21 protein-coding genes are annotated in these 20,871 nt (G+C 46.4%); 9 read left to right on the top strand and 12 right to left on the bottom strand.

Annotated features, from left to right (window positions below; all coding sequences use genetic code 11):
• Positions 1–286: 286 nt before the first annotated feature.
• Positions 287–958, top strand: coding sequence for a 3'-5' exonuclease (locus tag NZ043_RS15475; protein ID WP_017690193.1), 672 nt, complete (start codon positions 287–289; stop codon positions 956–958).
• 57 nt (positions 959–1,015) lie between these two features.
• Here the strand turns inward: NZ043_RS15475 and NZ043_RS15470 are convergent, their stop codons facing one another.
• The 3 genes from NZ043_RS15470 to NZ043_RS15460 form a co-directional block, all read right to left on the bottom strand.
• On the bottom strand, positions 1,016–1,987 hold the full coding sequence (locus NZ043_RS15470; protein ID WP_165980359.1) for a WYL domain-containing protein: 972 nt from the start codon (positions 1,985–1,987) through the stop codon (positions 1,016–1,018).
• A 151-nt stretch (positions 1,988–2,138) separates the two neighbouring features.
• Entirely contained in the window at positions 2,139–2,843 is a 705-nt protein-coding gene (locus tag NZ043_RS15465; protein ID WP_091033957.1) for a hypothetical protein, read from the bottom strand.
• A 207-nt stretch (positions 2,844–3,050) separates the two neighbouring features.
• On the bottom strand, positions 3,051–3,218 hold the full coding sequence (locus NZ043_RS15460) for a hypothetical protein (protein ID WP_017690196.1): 168 nt from the start codon (positions 3,216–3,218) through the stop codon (positions 3,051–3,053).
• 330 nt (positions 3,219–3,548) lie between these two features.
• Between NZ043_RS15460 and NZ043_RS15455 the strand changes: the two genes are divergently transcribed.
• The 6 genes from NZ043_RS15455 (at position 3,549) to queF (ending at position 7,685) form a co-directional block, all read left to right on the top strand.
• A complete protein-coding gene (locus NZ043_RS15455) occupies positions 3,549–4,004 on the top strand; it encodes a hypothetical protein (protein ID WP_036611459.1) in 456 nt (151 codons plus the stop codon).
• A gap of 18 nt (positions 4,005–4,022) precedes the next feature.
• Entirely contained in the window at positions 4,023–4,727 is a 705-nt protein-coding gene (locus tag NZ043_RS15450; RefSeq protein WP_036668803.1) for an AIM24 family protein, read from the top strand.
• A gap of 386 nt (positions 4,728–5,113) precedes the next feature.
• Complete coding sequence (queC, locus tag NZ043_RS15445; RefSeq protein ID WP_091035125.1) at positions 5,114–5,791, top strand: 7-cyano-7-deazaguanine synthase QueC; 678 nt, start codon at positions 5,114–5,116, stop codon at positions 5,789–5,791.
• Positions 5,788–6,279, top strand: coding sequence for a 6-carboxytetrahydropterin synthase QueD (gene queD / locus NZ043_RS15440; RefSeq protein ID WP_036611465.1), 492 nt, complete (start codon positions 5,788–5,790; stop codon positions 6,277–6,279). The genes queC and queD overlap by 4 nt, the downstream gene beginning before the upstream one ends.
• Positions 6,272–7,045: a 7-carboxy-7-deazaguanine synthase QueE gene (gene queE, locus NZ043_RS15435; RefSeq protein WP_339312567.1), complete on the top strand. Its 774-nt coding sequence runs from the start codon at positions 6,272–6,274 to the stop codon at positions 7,043–7,045. Before queD ends, queE begins: the two co-directional genes overlap by 8 nt.
• A 148-nt stretch (positions 7,046–7,193) precedes the next feature.
• Entirely contained in the window at positions 7,194–7,685 is a 492-nt protein-coding gene (queF, locus tag NZ043_RS15430) for a preQ(1) synthase (protein WP_076209554.1), read from the top strand.
• A gap of 128 nt (positions 7,686–7,813) precedes the next feature.
• Here the strand turns inward: queF and NZ043_RS15425 are convergent, their stop codons facing one another.
• A complete protein-coding gene (locus tag NZ043_RS15425; protein WP_339312565.1) occupies positions 7,814–8,032 on the bottom strand; it encodes a hypothetical protein in 219 nt (72 codons plus the stop codon).
• A 247-nt stretch (positions 8,033–8,279) separates the two neighbouring features.
• On the opposite strand from NZ043_RS15425, the gene NZ043_RS15420 reads away from it, so the two are divergent.
• Entirely contained in the window at positions 8,280–9,554 is a 1,275-nt protein-coding gene (locus tag NZ043_RS15420) for an MFS transporter (protein ID WP_176872761.1), read from the top strand.
• 424 nt (positions 9,555–9,978) lie between these two features.
• Here the strand turns inward: NZ043_RS15420 and NZ043_RS15415 are convergent, their stop codons facing one another.
• The 8 genes from NZ043_RS15415 to NZ043_RS15380 all read right to left on the bottom strand — a co-directional run bounded on the left by NZ043_RS15415 (position 9,979) and on the right by NZ043_RS15380 (position 19,313).
• Positions 9,979–10,467, bottom strand: a complete 489-nt coding sequence (locus tag NZ043_RS15415) for a prolyl-tRNA synthetase associated domain-containing protein (RefSeq protein ID WP_249911584.1) — start codon at positions 10,465–10,467, stop codon at positions 9,979–9,981.
• Positions 10,468–10,525: 58 nt separating this feature from the next.
• Complete coding sequence (locus NZ043_RS15410) at positions 10,526–11,371, bottom strand: EcsC family protein (RefSeq protein ID WP_339312562.1); 846 nt, start codon at positions 11,369–11,371, stop codon at positions 10,526–10,528.
• Positions 11,372–11,566: 195 nt separating this feature from the next.
• On the bottom strand, positions 11,567–12,547 hold the full coding sequence (locus NZ043_RS15405; protein ID WP_339312560.1) for a family 43 glycosylhydrolase: 981 nt from the start codon (positions 12,545–12,547) through the stop codon (positions 11,567–11,569).
• 986 nt (positions 12,548–13,533) lie between these two features.
• Entirely contained in the window at positions 13,534–14,955 is a 1,422-nt protein-coding gene (locus NZ043_RS15400; protein ID WP_339312765.1) for an arabinan endo-1,5-alpha-L-arabinosidase, read from the bottom strand.
• Positions 14,956–15,011: 56 nt separating this feature from the next.
• A complete protein-coding gene (locus tag NZ043_RS15395; RefSeq protein ID WP_036611483.1) occupies positions 15,012–15,854 on the bottom strand; it encodes a carbohydrate ABC transporter permease in 843 nt (280 codons plus the stop codon).
• Positions 15,855–15,880: 26 nt separating this feature from the next.
• On the bottom strand, positions 15,881–16,771 hold the full coding sequence (locus tag NZ043_RS15390; protein WP_036611613.1) for a sugar ABC transporter permease: 891 nt from the start codon (positions 16,769–16,771) through the stop codon (positions 15,881–15,883).
• Positions 16,772–16,928: 157 nt separating this feature from the next.
• Positions 16,929–18,269 carry a sugar ABC transporter substrate-binding protein gene (locus NZ043_RS15385; RefSeq protein WP_091033985.1) on the bottom strand — a complete coding sequence of 447 codons (1,341 nt, stop codon included), beginning with the start codon at positions 18,267–18,269 and terminating at the stop codon, positions 16,929–16,931.
• Positions 18,270–18,401: 132 nt separating this feature from the next.
• Positions 18,402–19,313, bottom strand: a complete 912-nt coding sequence (locus NZ043_RS15380) for a glycoside hydrolase family 43 protein (RefSeq protein ID WP_053061664.1) — start codon at positions 19,311–19,313, stop codon at positions 18,402–18,404.
• A gap of 397 nt (positions 19,314–19,710) precedes the next feature.
• On the opposite strand from NZ043_RS15380, the gene NZ043_RS15375 reads away from it, so the two are divergent.
• Positions 19,711–20,628, top strand: coding sequence for a winged helix-turn-helix transcriptional regulator (locus NZ043_RS15375; protein WP_091033990.1), 918 nt, complete (start codon positions 19,711–19,713; stop codon positions 20,626–20,628).
• The last annotated feature ends 243 nt before the right edge of the window (positions 20,629–20,871 follow it).

Genomic DNA, 20,871 nt, shown 5'->3' with positions numbered 1-20,871 from the left:
GTTAGGAAGTTTTGATAATAAGACGGAAAGTTCTACTTTTATGTTGCCATAGATACAAACAAAATATAGGAAAGTCCCTAACTTTCCTCATTATAACGACCACTTTTTGTGAAGTAAAGACTTACCAAAACCGGAAATGCATCAGAAAGATCATTAAACACTCAGACTGTCCGTTCATCCTGACTACAATGAATTCTCTAGCGATGGCTGACATGGCAGCACGTTCCCTGTAATATAGAGAAATAGAAATCTATCACAGGTATTAATTGATAAAGGAGCTTGTCCTATGCCATATATCATATATGATCTTGAATTCACGGTAAGCCGCAATACTCGCTATTCTTCTGAAATTATTGATATCGGTGCCGTCAAAGTTACGGAAAGTGCGGATGGATTGGTTGTAACGGATACGTTCCATACGTATGTTCGTCCTTCCAATAAGTCTGTTCTGTCCACTGACACAATTCAATTTACAGGTATCACGCAGAAAGATATTGATGCAGCGCCTCTTTTTCCGGCAGCATTAAACCAATTCATTGCCTGGATGGGAAGTGACCCCTATTACATGTGTTCCTGGGGACCCGATGACCGCAGCAAACTGATCTCTCATTGTCGCACCCATCAACTTGATGTGGCCTGGATCACCAATCATAACGACCTCCAGCAACAATGGTCCCGCACCGTTCGTAAAGAAGGTAAGTTCCGTCAACTCGGACTCGCTCAGGCTCTTGAAATCTGCGGAATTGAATTTGATGGTACCCAGCACCGTGCTTTGGATGATGCCATCAATACAGCCAAGGTGTTTATGCATCAATTTGACCGTTTCACTCTGGAAAATAACTGTGCAGCCGATGATGAGGGCATTACTTCCAAGGTTGTCTATTCCAGCTCCACAGAAGATGAAGAAAAAGAATCTCCATTTGGCAATCTGGCAAGCCTTTTCAAAACCAAAGAGTAACCGTCCACAGCACAGTACTTAATCGTGTCTTGGCTTAGGATGGATGGCATTCTAATCTCAACTTTTATTGTACATTTGTTGCCAATAGTTTAGGCGTTCTTTCATCTTGATGCGGCAGATCTCAGGTTCGAGAATTTCCGCATCAGGTCCATATTTAGATATCCATACGAGAAATTCGTCAACATCACTTAATATGGCTTCAAATAACAGGCTACCTTCCGGTTCAATGGTTAGGATGGGTCGCATAAAAAATTGCTCCTGCATCACACGCTCCACAGCATGGGGTGCAAATCGAATTTTGAACGCAGTCCACTCCGTACTTCCCTCGTATGCCCAAGGAATGCGGAAGTGCGATTGCATCAGATAATCCTCTTTGCGAAACGTGCGTGGCAATATCCGTATCTTTTGCAGCCGGCTCACCTGAAATATTCGAAGTTTCTCCGACAGGTGACAATACCCTAACAGCTCAAATCTGTATTCACGAGGGATAAGACAGTAAGGATCTATACGTACGATCCCTTTTTTACCTTGAGACAGATACTCCCCTTCAATGGTGTTCTGTGAAATGCCAGCCTGAAGCAGGGTAATCATGGATTGATTCTGCGAATCGTTGTTTTCATTTTGCCATGCGGGCAATCCCGCTTTGAACAATCCACTAATTTGCTCCGACCATTCCACTCGTTCTGTTTTGTTTTTCTGACTCGAAGCAACCACTTTCTCATAAGCGCTCTCAAAAGCAGGTTTCAGCAAAGGACGAATATTCTCCATAACTTCAGCAAGATGCATGAAAGCTTGGGCTTCTTCATCAGACCAATTTAGCGGATACATGGCAAATTGGCTGATAAACATGTACCCTTGTCCGTGTCCCATATTGGCGATCGGGATATGCATTGCACTGAGGGCCTCCATGTCGCGGTATATCGTCCTTTCCGTCGTCTCGCATCGCTGGGCGAGCTCACGTGCCAGTATGCCCGGCTTGGCCTGCACCAGTGTGATAATGCGCATTAATCGGATTAGTCGGTCTGTCATTTTGCCGGACCCTCCACGATGTTGTTTCAATAAATTTGATACAACTCCATCCATTGTTTAATATGATATTGATACATACATTCGACCTTCTCCTAAACTTCACCTTCAAATATGTAGACTCTCTCTATACCGTTACCATCTGAAATCAACCCTATTCCCCTAATATCTTTTTTTCACGATCATGATATCCTGTTGTAAAGGTGATCCCGTAGTGATAACGCAGCTTTTCAACGATCTCGGCTTCCGCGTAATAGTCCAGATCTTGCTTCCGTGCAGCTTCAATTAACAACGCATCAGCATGGCGACGCAACATATTACTTCCCTCCTGAACCCGGCCTCTTTCGTAGGCGCGCAGGGCTTGTTTGATCAGGGGCACGGTTTCACTTAATTTGATCGTCTTCTCCACCTTGGGATCTTCCGGCTGGCGCAACATACCCAGATGACTGGTGTACTGAATATACAACTGTTCTCTTCGTAACAATACACGTTGACTTTGCTTCAACTTCCTTGTGCTCCAGTAGGCTGAACATACGGCAGCTTTTCCTGATACACGGGGTCCCATGACGAATTCAAGCAAAATTTGTTTACTTTCTCCCTTGTACATATCCCCAAGCCTCAATAACCAGCCAATATCCGTTTCTTTGGAACGACATCCATAGATGCCTTTTAGCTGCACTCCATATTCCGGTTTGAGCAAAAGTTCCAAATCTCTTGATACAATTTTGGGTGCTATTTTCCTAAGTCTTTTGGCAGGGGCACCGTTACGCCACTCTACCATCATATATACGGGGTCGGCTCCCCCTGTCGGTATGGCCTCTTTATTCCACGAATAAGATACTTCAAAGACTGAGTTCACTGGTAGTCTCTCCCCCGATTTATATGTATTATCTTCTAAGTTATCAGGGTGAATGGACACTATATTGTCACGGAACACATGTTCTCATTAAATTTTTCCAATATATTAGTTTTATATCCCTAAATCCGTCTCAATACGACAATAAACGACGAAAAAGCCTGGCACTAGGCCAAGCTTATCAATCACTTATCTATGACAAGTCCCAAATTAAACAGTAGGATGATCGATTCCCATTTTGTGTAAATATTGTACACCATCTGCTTCGTTTACCGGTGCATAGGTGACACTGTCAATGACCAGCTTACGCCCTACTGGCTCTCCATTCACAGTGATCATGATTGTTTTGGTTGATGTGTTCTGATCTGTTGTGTACATATGTTTCTACTCCTTCATGTTCACGATCTTATATTCAATCGGATATATTGGTATCGTTCATTAAATTGCGCATTTGTGAATAGCATGCACCCGGAACTGAAGTAAAAGATCTGTAAAACGGTCCGGTGTGCTTGCCTATCGTTCTATTACCCCACAGATTTGTAAGTTAAACAGCCCTGTTCCTAAATAATTTTAAATATTTCGGGTAATAAAACGATATCATCTTGAACCCATCGTCCCGGTTTTGACGTATAATGTAAGAGCCGTATTTCAACAATAGACGACGAATTCGGCGATTGATCTATCTAACCGAAGAAAGAGGTGTTAACGATGCCAAAATCCATTCAGGGTTATTTCATTCGGGTGTTATTCACCACATGCATTCTATTTACCGTTTCGATCGCTTCAACAGTAAGTGCAGCCAGTGCCAATATTTTTACGGATATATACAGCGGATGGGAGCGAGTCTCCGAACTTCCCGGAGAAGTGAACGCTCTGCAGGAAAGTTATAAGCAAACGATGGAGCAACTAAATCAAACGTCCGCTCAGTTGGGACAAGCCCAGGCCAATGTCGAAGCATTTAAGACCCAGAACGAACAACTGCTGGCTCAGAACCAGAAACTCACTGAAATGGTAAGTAAATTACAGGACGACCAGAATGCCAAAGCAGCTACCACCAAACGAATTCAGACGACGATCATCACTGTCGTTTCTCTCATATTGGGTTACTTTGTTCTGATTCGTGTGATGCGCTGGGGAATGCGTCGCCGTTCGGGCCGAGTATAAAAGAACAGGAGCAACTGCATGAACATACACCTGAACAATGCTGAAGCAGGCGGAGCAGGACAAGTCGTCACATTTTCACTCATTAAAGATGACCGCCTTCATATTTTGCATCCGCAGCAAATTGTGGCCTTCCGCGGTCCAAGTGGGAGTCGCAATGATAAATTCATGAATATCACGGGCATATATCGCAAAAAAAAGCTGATTAAATCCGAAATCACCGGACCTTGCCAATTTGTGGCTGCCCTGCCTCCCGGATTCACGATGAAGGAAGTGGAGCTCACGGAGGACAGTGATCTGCTCTATGACTTCCGCCACCTGTTCTTCTACTCTGATGGTGTAACCATGCATACCAAAATTCAGAAAATCAAAAACATGCTGATCACCCGTGATGCAGTGAAAATGAAATTTTCCGGCAAAGGCAAAATCGGATTGCTCACTCAAGGCCAGGTCTGTCAACAGGAACTTCACCCAACAGCGCCGCTTTATGTGGATGCTGGCAGCATTATTGCCTATCCCGAAAATGCACATCTGGAACTCACCGTATATGGTAACAACCTTGCCAGTCAGCATATGAATTATCATTGGAAGATGACAGGACATGGATCTGTACTCTTTCAGGCTGGACGTGAGAATCACCGCTTGGAACAGGATCTTAACGATGAGGGACTGTTCAAACGAATTTTGAAAGAAGTGATTCCTTTTGGCAATGTATTGATCAAATAAACTGATCAAATAAGCTGTTAGTTGATGGAGCCGACCGATTAGCTGCCACTATGCTCCAGTGGGGTGGTCACCACACGGTTTCATGTTATAATGGTTCAGACAATTAAAGAAGAAAATCCATGCCTGTGGCATGGGAGAGGTTCGCGAACTCCCTCTATAAGACTTGACCATGTGATGGTCAGTATAAGTCTTGCGTACACGTTGCGGTCACTATGCAATCAGGTACGTAAAAAACTAAGGACACTTACTCTTACCTGCTTTTTTGAAGCGGTTATCGAGAAAGTGTGTTTTTTGATGGATGCCAGTTCATGAACTTCTCTGTTCTTCCGACACTCTATGCCTACGTGCATGGTTTGATCTCAAGAAGATAGAGAGGTTTTTTTATGTTGAACGAAGAAAAAGCAGTCGTAGTATTCAGCGGCGGTCAGGATAGTACCACGTGTCTGTTCTGGGCCAAACAACAGTTTGCCGAAGTCGAGGTCGTTACGTTTGATTACGGCCAGCGCCACAAGCTGGAGATTGAATGTGCAGCCGAGATCGCTCGTGATCTGCGTGTACAGCAAACGGTACTGGATATGAGCCTGTTAAACCAGCTTGCCCCGAATGCCCTCACTCGCACGGATGTAGAGATTACACATGAAGAAGGCGAGCTGCCAAGTACATTTGTAGATGGACGAAATCTGCTGTTCCTCAGTTTTGCGGCCATTATGGCAAAGCAAAAAGGAGCACGTCACCTGGTTACAGGTGTATGTGAGACGGATTTCAGCGGATACCCGGATTGCCGGGATTCATTTGTGAAATCGATGAATGTGACACTTAATCTGTCGATGGACTACCCATTTGTCATTCATACCCCACTCATGTGGCTGGACAAAGCCCAAACATGGAAGATGGCCGATGATCTCGGTGCCTTTGATTATGTCCGCGAGCGTACCCTGACCTGTTATAACGGCGTGATCGGCGATGGATGCGGAGAATGCCCTGCTTGCAAACTGCGCAAAGCCGGACTGGATCGCTATGTACAGCAACGTGCAGCTGAATCTGCGGGAGTGGATGTACGATGAGAGAACCCGGAACATTCCGTATTGTAGAGCATCTGCAACGCATCGGAGAAGATATTCTACCCACCCAGCTGCGCTATCACCGCAAACGTGTGCTTGTAAGCAAAGAATTCACCTTTGACGCAGCACATCACCTGCATTGTTATGAAGGCAAGTGCAAAAACCTGCACGGTCATACGTATAAAGTTATTTTTGGCATCAGCGGTTATCCGGGTGAAACCGGGCTGACAGTTGATTTTGGACATATCAAAGATATATGGAAAACTCAGATTGAGGGCTATCTGGATCATCAGTACCTCAACGAGACACTTCCTTTAATGAATACAACGGCTGAAAATATGGTCGTATGGCTGTTCGAACAGATGGAACATGCGCTCCAGACGGAGCCCTATGCCGGGCTGACCGATGGTGGTCGGACGGAGTTTGTCCGACTCTTCGAGACACCAACCAGTTACGCGGAAGCGAGACGGGAGTGGATGATCGATGAGTAGTATTGTAGAACAGAGACAGTCGCGCGAACGCAACCAAGAGGCGCGTATCCCTGTGATGGAGATTTTTGGTCCGACAGTTCAAGGCGAAGGCATGGTCATCGGGCAAAAAACGATGTTTGTTCGCACCGCGGGCTGCGATTATCGCTGCTCCTGGTGCGACTCGGCCTTTACCTGGGACGGCAGTGGCAAGGACCAGATTCGAATGATTACGCCAGAGGATGTATGGGAAGAATTGCGCCGCGTTGGCGGCACGCGTTTCTCCCATGTCACCATCTCCGGCGGCAATCCCGCCCTGCTCGCTTCGCTGGGCGGGTTGGTTGCCCTGCTGCGGGAGAACGGCATCCGCACCGCGGTGGAGACGCAGGGCTCCCGCTGGCAGCCTTGGCTGGCGGACATTGACGAAGTCACCGTCTCGCCCAAGCCACCCAGCTCCGGCATGGACACCGATTGGGCCGTGCTGGATGATCTGATCGAACGGCTGGCCGCTGGCCCGGTAGAAAGAAGCTATAGTCTGAAGATCGTGATCTTCGATGAGACTGACCTGGACTATGCCCGCCGTGTGCATGCGCGGTATCCGGGCACGGATTTATTTTTACAAACCGGGAACCCGGATGTGACTTCCGCCGATACGCCAGAGCTGGCGTCCTCACTGCTTGCTCGTTATGAGTGGCTGATCGACCAAGTCAGTGCCTCCGATGACCTGAATGACGTTCGTGTGCTTCCACAGCTTCATACGTTGGTATGGGGCAACAAACGCGGCGTCTGATGGGCAGTGTGGGTGGAATGGGCGGCATGATGTAAGGATGAGGGCGAAAGGTCCTCAGACAATGAAGAGAATTAAACAGGCAAATGGCCTATTCATATATACCGCGAGGCTTTGGGCTTTGGCGGAAACAAGGAGCGTTTAATAACCGATGAGACAACCTGATGAGATGCAAGATGTGACGTTGCTGGGCAACCAGAACGTTAAATATACGTTTGAATATGATCCGGGCATCCTGGAGAGCTTTGATAACAAACATCCGTACCGCGATTATTTTGTAAAATTCAACTGCCCAGAGTTCACCAGCCTGTGCCCGATTACGGGTCAGCCGGACTTTGCGACGATCTATATCAGTTACATTCCTGATATCAAAATGGTCGAGAGTAAATCACTTAAGCTGTACCTGTTCAGCTTCCGCAACCATGGTGATTTTCACGAGGATTGTGTAAATATCATCATGAACGACCTGATCAAGCTGATGGACCCGCGCTACATTGAAGTATGGGGCAAATTCACACCGCGCGGCGGCATTTCCATTGACCCGTATACGAACTATGGTAAGCCAGGAACGAAGTACGAGCAGATGGCCGAGCACCGCATGATGAATCATGATATGTATCCGGAGACGATTGATAATCGTTAATGGATTCCGAAAATAAAAGCAAAAGCCGAACTCTTCCATCTGAAGAAGTTCGGCTTTTGTTTTTTTACAGTTTATACGATTTTTATACGAAGTTCAGCTTTCTTCTAAATCCTCGATTCAACTGACGTTCAATTGGCTTGATCGTCCTTTAGTTCTCTGACTTTTTTGACGTAATGTCTCAACATCAAAACACCAATCGATTGAAAAATGATAAAGATGACGATAGCAGCAGATAGAGATTTCGGTGCAACATAGATAGCCTGAAACGTTATGACAGCCATATATAAAATGGTCATTACCAGCTCGCGTTTGGCGGATTCATAAGGTGATAAGGATTTTATATCCATCCCTCCTCTATCCTTCTTACACATAAATATGGATTTTCTTACAGTAGATGCTAAAGCAATACGTTTCTTTTGTAAATGTAATGCTATTAATAAACACCTCAGAAATAGTGTTGAATTCATCAACGTTTTCCCTTGTTCCCCTTGTCGGTCCAATCAATCTATCCTATTATGTAACAATATGCTTACACGCATAGAATACAACATCAGGCGCTGATCCCTCGTGACCGCGACCAAAGGAGAATTGTACATGTCTACACAAACCTCATTAACCAAGGACGCCACAGCGCGTTCGAAAAACCCACCCGGATTGGATGCCCAAAGCACCGTATACCGGATACTCATTGCAATCAGTCTGGTTCATCTGTTCAATGATTCAATCCAGTCGGTCATTCCCGCCATTTTTCCGATTCTGAAAGACTCTATGCATCTCACGTATACTCAAATCGGATGGATCTCATTTGCTATCAACTTTACCGCTTCCATTATGCAGCCTGTCGTAGGCTGGTTTGCTGATAAAAAACCGACGCCGTCCATTCTGCCCATTGGCATGGGTTTTACATTTACCGGCATGTTGCTGTTGGCCTTCGCCGACAGTTATATGGCTGTCCTGATTTCCGTTATCTTTGTCGGTCTGGGTTCCGCTGCTTTCCATCCGGAAGGTTCGCGTGTATCACACATGGCTGCTGGTCAACGCCGTGGACTGGCACAGTCCATCTTCCAGGTTGGTGGTAACGCTGGGCAATCCCTTGCCCCATTGCTTACACGCTGGATCTTTATCCCGTTTGGACTGTTTGGTGCCATTGGATTTACAGGCATTGCTGCCATGGGGATTGCAGTTCAGATCTATATAGCCCGTTGGTATGGACGCATGCTGCAATCAGGAGGATACCTGCGCAGACAGGCTGCTGCCCGTCGTGCACCCAATCCTGCTTTACGCAAAAAGATTACTGCCGCCATTACGATATTAATCTTGCTTGTCTTTGTTCGTTCCTGGTATATCGCTTCCATCGGCAGCTTCTATGCGTTTAATCTGAAAGATACTTTCGGATTGTCAACAGAGGACGCGCAGATCTATATCTTCTTGTTCCTGGCTGCTGGAGCACTTGGTACGTTCTTCGGAGGCCCACTGGCAGATCGATTCGGCAAACGTAACCTGATCTTCCTGTCCATGGCTGGAGCTGCTCCGCTGGCTCTGTTGTTACCCTATGCGAATCTGTTCTGGACAGGTGTACTGCTAACCATTATTGGTTTTATCATGTTATCCAGCTTCTCGGTTACGGTTGTGTACGCACAAATGCTGATTCCAGGCAAAATCGGAACAGTTTCTGGTCTAATTACTGGTCTAGCATTTGGTATGGGAGGCCTGGGTGCACTCGTGCTGGGCAATTGGATTGATGTTTTCGGTGTATCACCCGTAATGCAGATGTGCAGCTTCCTGCCCCTGCTCGGGATCTTCACGTTCTTGCTTCCATCCGATAAATTGCTGAATATCTGGGCAAAAGAAAACGGTAGTGAAGAGTAAAAAATACATCAACAGGTGTCCATTTTTTATTCTATATTAGATCCAATCCTTACGTGGCAGCATCGCCCTTATAAGACGTTATCTAGCGCTAACGAACCTGACAGCTCTTATTTGAACGAATACTGCTGGTTTCGCAATCTAAAGAATCTGAGCAACGCTATTCCCGAGAAAAAGGCCAAAAACCTTGGAATGTGCGTTTAAATGTAGAAATAACGTGTCTGAGATTCTTTAGAAATCGGGATTAGTGAAGTATCGCCAAATAACGTCTGCTGAATTTGTTAGATTTCACTTTAGTCACCTGCATTTACAGTATGAATAAAAAGTTCAACCATAACAAAAAGGTTCCCGCCATCTCTGTATATACAGAACGGCAGGAACCTTTTTTTTGTTATATATGTTTTTCTCGTATTTAGCTTCAAACGTATTATTCAACGTCACACATGATAACGCTGCTGCCATGAGCTGTAATCAGTTCCTTCACATCTTCAAATTCAAGAAATACCGTCGCCGTATTTTCCATCGGATGAATTCCGATTTTCTGACCGACTAGATCCTTGTCAAAAACTACGGTCACGTTTTTCTGTATGTTATTAAACACTCCCATTGGATTTACATGGCCCTTTTCCAATCTGAGGAATTCCAACAAATCCTTTTCACTGGCAAAACTTAATTTGCGGCTAGGTATCTTTTCGCTTAAACTTCTCAAATCAACGGACTTCGTCCCAGCAATCGTCACCAGATAATAGTTGCGCTTCTTGTCATCACGCAGAAACAGATTTTTAACGATACGTTCTGTATGCGGAATCTGATAAGAGAATATTTCCTCCATCGTGTATACTGCGGGATGTTCAATACTTTCGTAAACGATATTATTTCGATCTAAAAGATCATAGAAACCCTGTTTGTTTAACATACCAAATTCAACTCTTTCAATATAAATATTCTTCTATAATATAACTTCTTCTGTAATATTACTTCAAACGCTGAAGGATCAGCCGTTTTTTGTACAGCATTTTACCTGCTTCGGCTACATCTCGAATTGTATTTTTGTTGCTCACTGAACCAAAGACCATGCCGGCAATAGGCACGAGTTGGAACAGTTTCTTCCAACCAAAGGATTCACTGTAGGAGTTAAACACTTCCCGCCAGCCCTGCATCTGCGATACCACTTCAATGGGCTTGTCCGGATCGTCGTATGCTGCCAGTTCTTCAATAATCGCTTTCTTGCCTACAATATCAGCGGAAGAGAATTGCAGACATTTGACAATAAAGATGCGCTCCAGCGGTTCATCCGGATCATACCCGTAACATAGTGCCATCTCCTGCAGTACCTTCAAGGAAAGCCCCATAACCATCGGAATATCTGCTGCAATGGTTACAATGCCACCAAAACCTGTAGCTGCTCCCTGAGCCGCGGCAAACTTCGTTCGACTCTCGGTAATGTTATCGGCCACCTGATCAAGCACTTGAAGTGGCAGATTCTGTACACTATGAATTTTGGCTGTGCCCTCAGCTTCAGCATCCTGTTCCAGACGATAGGTCGTATCCATCATGGAATAACCGGACCTCTCGGCTTCCTCTTGCAGCAGCTTGGCTACTTTTTTCTTTTGTACGAGGAACTTGCCTCCATTCTGCACATACTGACCCACATCGTTCAGGGAATCTCCGATCTTCTGTTTCAGTGCTTTAGGCATCACTTTATCCAACATCGCAAAGGGCAAACGCCCGATTTTATCCCAAATAAATAAGTCTTTCTGTTGTTTCTCCCATTTCAAAATCTGTTCAAGTTCGTGGTCCAATGTTTCGCGTGAATCCATATGTGGTCCTCCTAATAGGTTGTGTATCGTAATCCGTATCCTTCTCATACGCAGAAATTATCGTTGTGGTTGCTTTGTTTTGTGTCCAGGACACATATGTTCAGACCACTCTATCTTATCGTTCACATACAGAAGAGCCCTTAATCAGCATCACTCGCTAACTAAGGGCTCTCGGATATAAGGTTTCATTACATCTTATTTCGCTTCCGCTGCTGCTCTGCCATCCGGTGCCGGAACACCGAAATCAGGTGTGCCATCTTCACGCCAATGAATTACTTGAGCACGGGCATGGCGGTTCGGATCATACAAGGGATCACCCTCGATGTCTTTGTAATTACGCGCATGATAAATCAGAATATCGGTCTTGCCATCCGGTGACACCGTAAAGCTGTTATGGCCCGGACCGTATTGGCCGTTCGCTTCACAAGTCTGGAATACCGGCTCGGGTGATTTCACCCAGCTGGCCGGATCAAGCAAGTCGGCATTTTCATCTGCGGTGAGCAGACCCATACAATAATTGTAATCGGTCGCGCTTGCCGAGTAGCCGATAAATAACCGTCCATTCCGATGCATCACAGCTGCTCCTTCATTAACTTTAAAGCCGATGATTTCCCAATCATACTCCGGTGTAGAGATCATGACCTGTTCGCCGCGTAGCGTCCACGGGTTTTCCATTTCGGAAATGTACAGGTTCGAGTTGCCCACAATATCAGGATCTTTCTGTGCCCAGACCAGATAGCGGATACCCTTATGTTCAAAGGTCGTTGCATCCAGTGCGAATGATTCCCACCGGGTGTAAATCTGCCCTTTCTCTACCCACTCTCCTTCGAGTGGATTCGCGGAATCGTTCTCTAGAACATACATCCGATGATCGAACAGTCCTTCGTTGGTCTCACTGGTGTGAGCCGCAGCGTAATGTATGTACCATTTGCCATCGATAAAATGAATCTCCGGTGCCCAGATGTTGGCACTCATTGGCCCTGTGTCACGCTTGGTCCAAGCTGTTACTGGCTTGGCATCTCTTAACTCTTCCAAAGTCTCTGCTCGCCGGATCTCAATCCGATCAAAGGCTGGTACAGAAGCGGAGAAGTAATAGTAACCATCTGTATGACGGTACACCCAAGGATCAGCGCGCTGCTCCAGGATGGGATTAGTAAATGTAATAGAATCAGTCATGGGAATGCTCCCCTTTCAAATGTTGTTTGGCTCGAAGTTTGGAGATTTAACCCAATTGCGCAAAAAACGAAAACCTTTTTGGGGTGGTGCACAGCGGACGTTCGGGGGTGGCAGGGCCTTGGTGCTCTCTTGTCCTCCGATTTCTTTTCCACCGCTTCTGGCGGTTGAAATCGGATGCCAAACTCACTCCTGCGGCTCCTTCCTCCCCCTCACTGCTTGTGCACCATAGGAGCAGCAGCTCGCTTTTACCGCGCTCGCTGGGTTACAATCTCACTTCGAGCCTTTTTGTTGGCTCGGTCTTATGGGGTTGACCGCTTCGCAGGGTCAACTCTCCCCATGTAATGCAGGGCTGGCCGCAGAGCTATTGGCCGGCTTGTCATGCACAGCGGGCGTTCGGGGGTGGCAGGGCCTTGGTGCTCTCTTGTCCTCCGATTTCTTTTGCCCACCGCTCTTGGCGGTTGAAATCGGATGCCAAACTCGCTCCTGCGGCTCCTTCCTCCCCCTTACTGCTTGTGCACCCTCGGAGCGGCAGCTCGCTCTCACCGCGCTCGCTGGGTTACAACCTCACTTCGAGCCTTTTTGGTGGCTCGGTCTTATGGGATTGACCGCTTCGCTTGGTCAACTCTCCCCATGTAATGCAGGGCTAGCCGCAGAGCTATTGGCCAGCTTTGCCATGCACAGCAGACGTTCGGTGGCGGTAGGGCCTTGGTGCTCTCTTGTCCTCCGATTTCTCTTTCCACCGCTCTTGGCGGTTGAAATCGGATGCCAAACTCACTCCTGCGGCTCCTTCCTCCCCCTCACTGCTTGTGCACCATCGGAGCGGTTGCTCGCTTTTACCGCGCTCGCTGAGTTACAACCTCACTTCGAGCCTTGAATGTAGCTCGGTAAATATAGTGTGGACCGCTTTGCCCTGAGCCGACTCTCCCAACCAAGTGCACGGCTGGCCTATAATCTTGTGGCCAGCTGTGCAACCTCTGGGTCGACCCTTATTCCTCCACAGCGCTGATCTGCTTGCCCCAGACCGCCACGCCGTGGTCATCGAGCCCTGTCACCACCAGCGCAGGTTGGCTTCGCTCCCAGTCCCAGGACGGGAGCAGCTTCAGCTCTTCCGTGGAAGCTCCGCCCCATGGGCTTTCTTTCCACTTTAGTGTCAGTGTTTGTTTGTCATCAAACGTCCAGGTTCCTGAACCTTTTTCGCTTTGGATTTTTCCTTTGTCCGTTAAGGTATAAGGCACGGCTTGAATCTGCCCGTCCACGGACGGATCAATTGCCATGCCTTCCCACTCCCCGGCAATCATGGACTTCGGAACATCCTGTGCTGTTTCACCAGCGTAACGTTCAGGTGAAACCACAGGCCAGCCATCCTTCGTCCATAACATTTTGCGTACATGCAGATATGGCCAGTTTTTATCCGTCTCACCCCGCGCATGATGCACGATGTAATAATCGTCTCCGTCCTTCAAAACGGAGTTATGTCCGGGCGCAACCCAGCCCTCGCCGTCTGTGAAGCGATAACCGCCGAGAATTTTGGTGCCGATCTCATATTGCGGCAGATACTCTGTATCCAGCATGTTATTGCCGTTTATGTCCGTATACGGTCCTGTGATTGAATCAGCACGCGCAACCCGCACGTTATAATCTTCGAACAAGGAATCATATGAGACGAACAGATAATACTTTTTGAACTCGGGGTTATACACAATGTAAGGACCTTCGACTGCACCTTCTTCGGTAGCACGATCCCGAGCGGCAATGCGTGTACCATAACCCTCGTCCTTAAATTTCCCCGTCTCCGGATCGAGTGGCGCAATATAGATGCCGTCAAAAAATGAACCATATACCATCCACGAATTACCCTCGGCATCCACAATGGGATTGGCATCAATGGCATTTAATTTGTCCTGTTCATTCGCAGAGGTTTTCACAACGAGTCCTTCATCTGTCCAAGGACCTTCGGGAGATGAGGATGTCTGAAGACCAATCGCCGACTGGGTACTGCCAAAAGAAGAAGCCGAATAATACATCCGATAGGTATCACCAGCCTGAATCACATCCGGTGCCCACAGATTGGCCGCACCTGTCCAGTCCAGCGCTTCTTGCGGGATACCCGGCAGAGCCTGACCTACCCATGTCCAGTGGATCAGATCATCTGATTTGCGTACCATGACGCCGGGTTTTGCTTCTCCTGCTACACGCACGTCTGTGGAATAGACGTAGTATCCCTGATCGGTTTTGATAATAGCTGGATCATGCGCATTGTTTACCGTCCAACGGGATTCATCATCCAGTATGGATGTGTCATACAGCTGAGTATATTGAGGAGCTTCAGGAAAGACGGGACGGGACACCGTTTCTCCTGCTCCTTCTCCAGAACAACCCGTAGCTCCAACAATCAGCATCAGCAACATGGAAGCAACAACCCCTCTCTTCGAAAATGTCCACCGTCGGAATTTCTTCCGCTGGTTCATCCCTTCACTCCTGAAATAGCAACCGACTCAATAATCTGTTTCTGGAAGATCAGGAAGATGATTAATACAGGTAACAGAGCCACAATCGACGCCGCCATAATAAGTGGGTAATCGGTTTGAATTGCATACGTGGCATTAAAGTTTGCTATAACGAGCTGTAACGTCTGCTTCTCCGGTGAATTCAGATAGATAATCGGTGCCAGATAATCATTCCAGATGCCCATGAACCAGAGAATCAACTGTGCAGCAATCGCCGGTTTGATGAGTGGAAACGTAATACTGGAGTACAACCGGAAGTAGGAACTTCCATCGATTTTGGCCGCCTCAATAATTGCATCAGGTACACTAAGCAGGTATTGGCGAAGGAAGAAGATCATGATTACGTTACCGAACAGGCCAGGAACAATCAGTGGTAACAGCGTATCCACCCAGCCCAGCTTCGCAAACATGATGAATTGCGGGATCATGACTGTTGGATAAGGAATCATCATGGATGCCAGCAATGCGAGAAACAGTTTGTTTTTGTGTGGGAATCTTAATTTGGCAAAAGCAAAGGCTGCGATACTGGACGTAAACGTACCCACCACCGTTACACTCACCGCAACAATGAGGCTGTTTTTGATCCCGCTGAGCAGCGGACCTGCTTCCCAGATTTCTTTATACTTTCCAAATTGGAATACTTCAGGTATCCATACAGGCGGAAGCGCGAACACATCTTGCTTCTCCTTCAATGACGTGGACAACATCCAGATCAGTGGTGCAATCATTGCAATTGCCCCAATCGCAAGTACGATAAAAATGATCGAGTTTGTTAATTTCCTCTTTTGACTGTAAGACATCTCCGGTTCACTCCTTTCCTTGACAATCAATCCCCATCATAGGCTGATTTTTCGTTCATTTTGAATTGCACCAGGGTAATGACAAAAATGAAAATACCAAGAATCATGGCCATCGCTGAGGCATAACCCATCTGCAAGTTACTGAAGGCTTTCTGCCAGATGTAGAAAACGATCGATGCCGAAGAATATTCAGGACCACCCGTAGGTGTCATAATGTTCATCTCGGTGAAGATTTGGGAACCACCAATGATATTTGTAACAATGAGGAAAAAGGTAACTGGCTTCACCATAGGCCAGGTGATATTGCGGAAGATCTGGAACCCATTGGCTCCATCCAGTTCAGCCGCTTCGTAGTATGTACGTGATACACTTTGCAGTGCCGCCAAGTACAATAACATCGTGTATCCGAGACCTTTCCACACCGTCATAATAATCAGAGCGGGTTTGACCGTGTCTTTGTTCGCGAGCCAGTTAGGACCTTTAATCCCAAACAGATCAAGGAACTGGTTCACTAGACCATAATCCCCGTTGTACGCCCAGTTCCACATAATGGACACCGCAGCGAGGGAAGAAATGACCGGAATGTAATAGATCACACGGAATGTCGTTGTGCCGGGAATTTTACGATTCAGACCCATGGCCAGCAACAATGCGAGCAACAATCCAATCGGAATACCAAGCATCAGGAAAAATGTATTAAACATCGCTTTGTAGAAGAGGTCATCCGTGAGCAAATCCTTGAAGTTGGCCAAACCGATAAAGTTCATCTGTCCCAGTCCGTCCCAATCCGTAAAGGAACCATAAAGGGAGTAGAGGAACGGGAACATGACAAAGATCAGCAATCCAAGAATCGGAGGTAAAATAAACAGATATCCGTACAGCATCTCTTTGCGATACAAACTCGATTTCGTAATCACGGCGTTCACCCCTGTTTCTAGTATCAGCATGTGGCATTCTTCGATTGAACCTTGCCGATCAACGAATGCCACATGCCCGTATGGAATCCAATAAGTTCCAATACGAATGATGCCAGCAGCATGATTGCAGGCTGCCGGCATCACCCTTTCCTATCTACTATTTCTGAGATTTCTTTTCTTGTTCAACCGCTTTGTCGAGCAGTTTTTGCATTTTCGGTTGTTGCTGCTTCACATAGTCTGCGGCTGTAATCTTGCCATCCAATACCGGCTGGATGTCTGTGAAGAACAGGTCATACCATTCCGCATTGTACGTGTAGTTACCTGGCAGAGCCCGGCCGTAATCCTCAACGATATCAATGAATTCCTGTTTGTTGGCTGGTTTCGTGGATGTATCTTTGGCCCACTCGTCTGCCATATCAAGCAAGTTCGGAATCTGTACCTTGGCATCCACCAGTTGCTGCATGCCTTCCTTCGAAGCTGTAAGGTAGTTCACCAATGCTGCTGCTTCTTCTGGATGTTTCGTTTTCGCAGATACTCCAATTCCCAGAGATCCGATCCACGTTGCCGATTTGCCAGTCGATCCCGCAGGGAAAGGTAGCAAATCATAATCGAAAGGTAATTTCTCAAATGTACTCATATCCCATGGGCCTACAGGGAAGAAAGCCATTTCACCTTTCATCCAGCGTTGATACGTATCCAATGTTTGCGCTTCCTCAATGGAAGGTGTGATTTTGTATTTGTTTTGCATATCTGCGAAGAATTGCAGTGCTTCCGCGAATTTTGGATCATCAATCGTTACCTTAGTTTTGGTCTCATCCAACCAATCCCCACCGTTGCTCCATACAAAGGATTGCAGTGCCCACTGTACGTTGAATCCGGTACCGTACACATCCGGTTTACCGTCCCCATTGGTATCTTTGGTCGCTTGCTGGTTCACCTTGATGAACTCTTCCCATGTGTATGGTTTATCCTTGTCAGGGAGTGGGATGCCCTCTTTTTCAAACAACGTTTTGTTGTAGCCCAGTGCAAATGGCCCCAGATCCTTCGGCATACCGTAGATATCGCCCTGTCCTGCCATTTTTCCATCATAACGATACAGGTCCACGCCGTATTTCCAGATATTATCGAGATCCACATCCGGATTGTTTTCAATATACGAAGTGAGGTTCATCAGCACATTGCTGTTCACATACGCTTTCACGTCACCCGGATTGATATAAAATACGTCAGGCAAGCTGTTGCCTGTAATTGCCGCTCTCAGCTTGGTCGCATATTGATCCGCAGCCGTTACGATAATTTTGACTTTCACACCCGGATGATCTTCTTCGAATTTCTTGACCACCGCTTGGTATGCTTTCTGCTCGTCTGTACCGCCGCGGAACATAAATGTTAACTCCTTGTCCCCACTTGCACCGCTGCTTCCTCCGCATCCCGCAAGTACCAGCGCACTTACCAGCATAAGAAGCATAAATGTGACCCAACTCTTTTTCTTTACCATCTGAACCCCTCCTGATCTGGACTTGTAACCGTATTCAATTGGATGAAATAAGATTTCTGTTGTTAAATTTATCAAATCCAGATCACTTTAGTCAACACTTTTATAAAACATTTTATATTTATATAAAACAAATCAGTATTTCGGCCAGCCATTCGAGTCCCAAAGCAAGTCATTAATCAGCAATTTCGGATTGCCATTATCCTCTGCATCATAGGCATGTCTTGCGATGACATTACCGTTGTACACGTCCTGACCACCTGGACCTTTCCATTTCACATTGCCTGTATCCAATATCGTTCCGCCACCATTCAGCATATTAACTCCGTTTTTGTCCACATAAGGGCCTGTTATACTGGTCGAACGTCCATAGACCATTTTGTAGGTACTGTTCACCCCTTGGCAGCAAGAATCAATGGAAGCAAACAGGTAATAATAACCGCCACGATATACAATACTTGGTCCTTCAATAGCCCCTCCGTTATTCGGGCGCGCAGCAATGGAAGTTATACTTCCCGTCGGTTTCATCGTATTTTTGTCCAGCTTGACAATCTTCAGACCGCTCCAGAAAGAACCGAAGGCCAACCATGGATTGCCTGAAGCATCAATGACCAGATTCGGATCAATGGCATTATAATTATTGGCGGTCGTGGTTTGAAGCACCAATCCTTCGTCCTTCCATTGCCCTGCACCGATACTGTTCGCAGACGCAAGACCAATTGCAGACCGATTGGAACCGAAGGTAGAGATCGAATAATAGAGCCATACTTTTCCGTTGTACTGCTCTACGTCCGGTGCCCATACATCCAATCCGCTTTGTCCCGGAACGGCAGAAGCCCACCAGGATGGCTTACTTAAGAAGATTTGTGGAACACGATACCAGGACGATCCATTATCGGATTTCAATACTTGAATGCCCGGGCCGGTTGAAAAGGTGTACCAGGAACTGCCCTCTTTGATAATCGACGGATCATGAACAGCGGTATCTCCGGTCAGATTCCAGAACGCCGCCAAAGCTTTTGACTGACCTGCCAGCAGTAATACCATCACAAGTAATGCCGGTAACGCCAACCGTTTCCACTTAAACCTCTTCACATTGCTTAACTTTTCCAAACCAAACTCCACCTTTCCTGATCAAATGGTTAATTAGGTTCATGAAGTAATGAATCAATTTAGGTATAATAGGATTATAAAAGCGGTTACATTACATTTCAATGGTATATTTCAAATATATGTGAACTGATTAACACTTATTTTAACCGGAATAGTGAACAAAATATAGATTATATTTTCGTATTTGCGCTATACACAAGGGTTTTGGCTTCTATTTCTCCACCCTTCCCTTCCATGAGGGAATGATTTATAATTATCTGAAATAAAACATATAAATGTGCAAATGTCTGTGTCGAAGACTTTGTTCAGAACGGGGAAAGGAAATCCACCTATGATTTATATTAAAGATCTGATGTCGGGTGTGAATATCTTCAAAGCGCTCAGTTCGGAAATCCGGATTCAGATCATCGAGCTGCTGGCCAAGAACCAAAGCCTTAATCTCAATGATCTCGCAACCAAGCTGGGACTGAGCAATGGTGCCATCACAATGCATATCAAGAAGCTTGAAGAGAGCGGATTGATCGAGATCAACACCGCCGTTGGCAAACATGGAATTCAGAAGATATGTTATCTCAATGAGGAAAAATTGATGGTTGATCTGCGTTCACAGGAGATTAACAATCGTTATGAGGTGGAAATTCAGGTCGGTCATTACAGCGATTATCAGGCTGCACCTACATGTGGTCTCGCTACCCGGGACAGCATTGTTGGAGAGTTCGACGATCCGCGTTACTTTGCTGATCCACTGCGAATTGATGCGGAGATGATCTGGCTGGCTGAAGGTTATCTGGAATATCGGATTCCCAACTATCTCAAGCCTAATCAGTCGTTTAGCGAAATTCAGTTGTCGATGGAACTGGGATCGGAGGCCCCTGGCTTTTGTGACAATTACCCTTCGGATATTTATTTCTACATTAACGGTATTGAGATTGGCTGCTGGACTAGTCCGGGGGATTTTGGCAATACACGCGGTACCTTCAACCCGGAATGGTGGCCTCCGCACTTGAATCAGTACGGCATGCTGAAGCTGATCCGGATTACACAGGAAGGCAGCTATATCGACGGATGCCGCATCTCGGACGTGACGTTGGACCAGATTGGGCTGGATTACAAAAGCGATATTCACTTCCGCATTGCGGTTACGGACGAACCTTTGAACAAACGGGGCTTAACGATCTTTGGTAAAAACTTCGGTAACTATGGACAGAATCTGCTCGCTCGGGTTCTCTATAACGTGCAAGAAGAGTAGAGCCGGCTCTGACTATTCACTCGATATTAAGCCTCGACCGATTTGCTAACGTAACTGTTCAACACAACAACAGCAACAACAATGTGTCTTCAAAAGGGTGCTATCCAGCACTCTTTTTTTCATCTCGCCTAAGAACTTATTCAACCAAGTTGTGAAACAAACATACTGGATGATATGACTTCCTATAGACCCTTTGTGATCCTCCATGTTGTTCACCATGTCGTGATATAATAATGGCCTGTA

The organism is Paenibacillus sp. FSL k6-2145 (assembly GCF_037976585.1).
In the GTDB taxonomy this organism is placed as follows: domain Bacteria; phylum Bacillota; class Bacilli; order Paenibacillales; family Paenibacillaceae; genus Paenibacillus.
The sequence above is the reverse complement of the archived record's forward strand: the minus strand, read 5'-3'. Positions and strand labels throughout refer to the sequence as shown.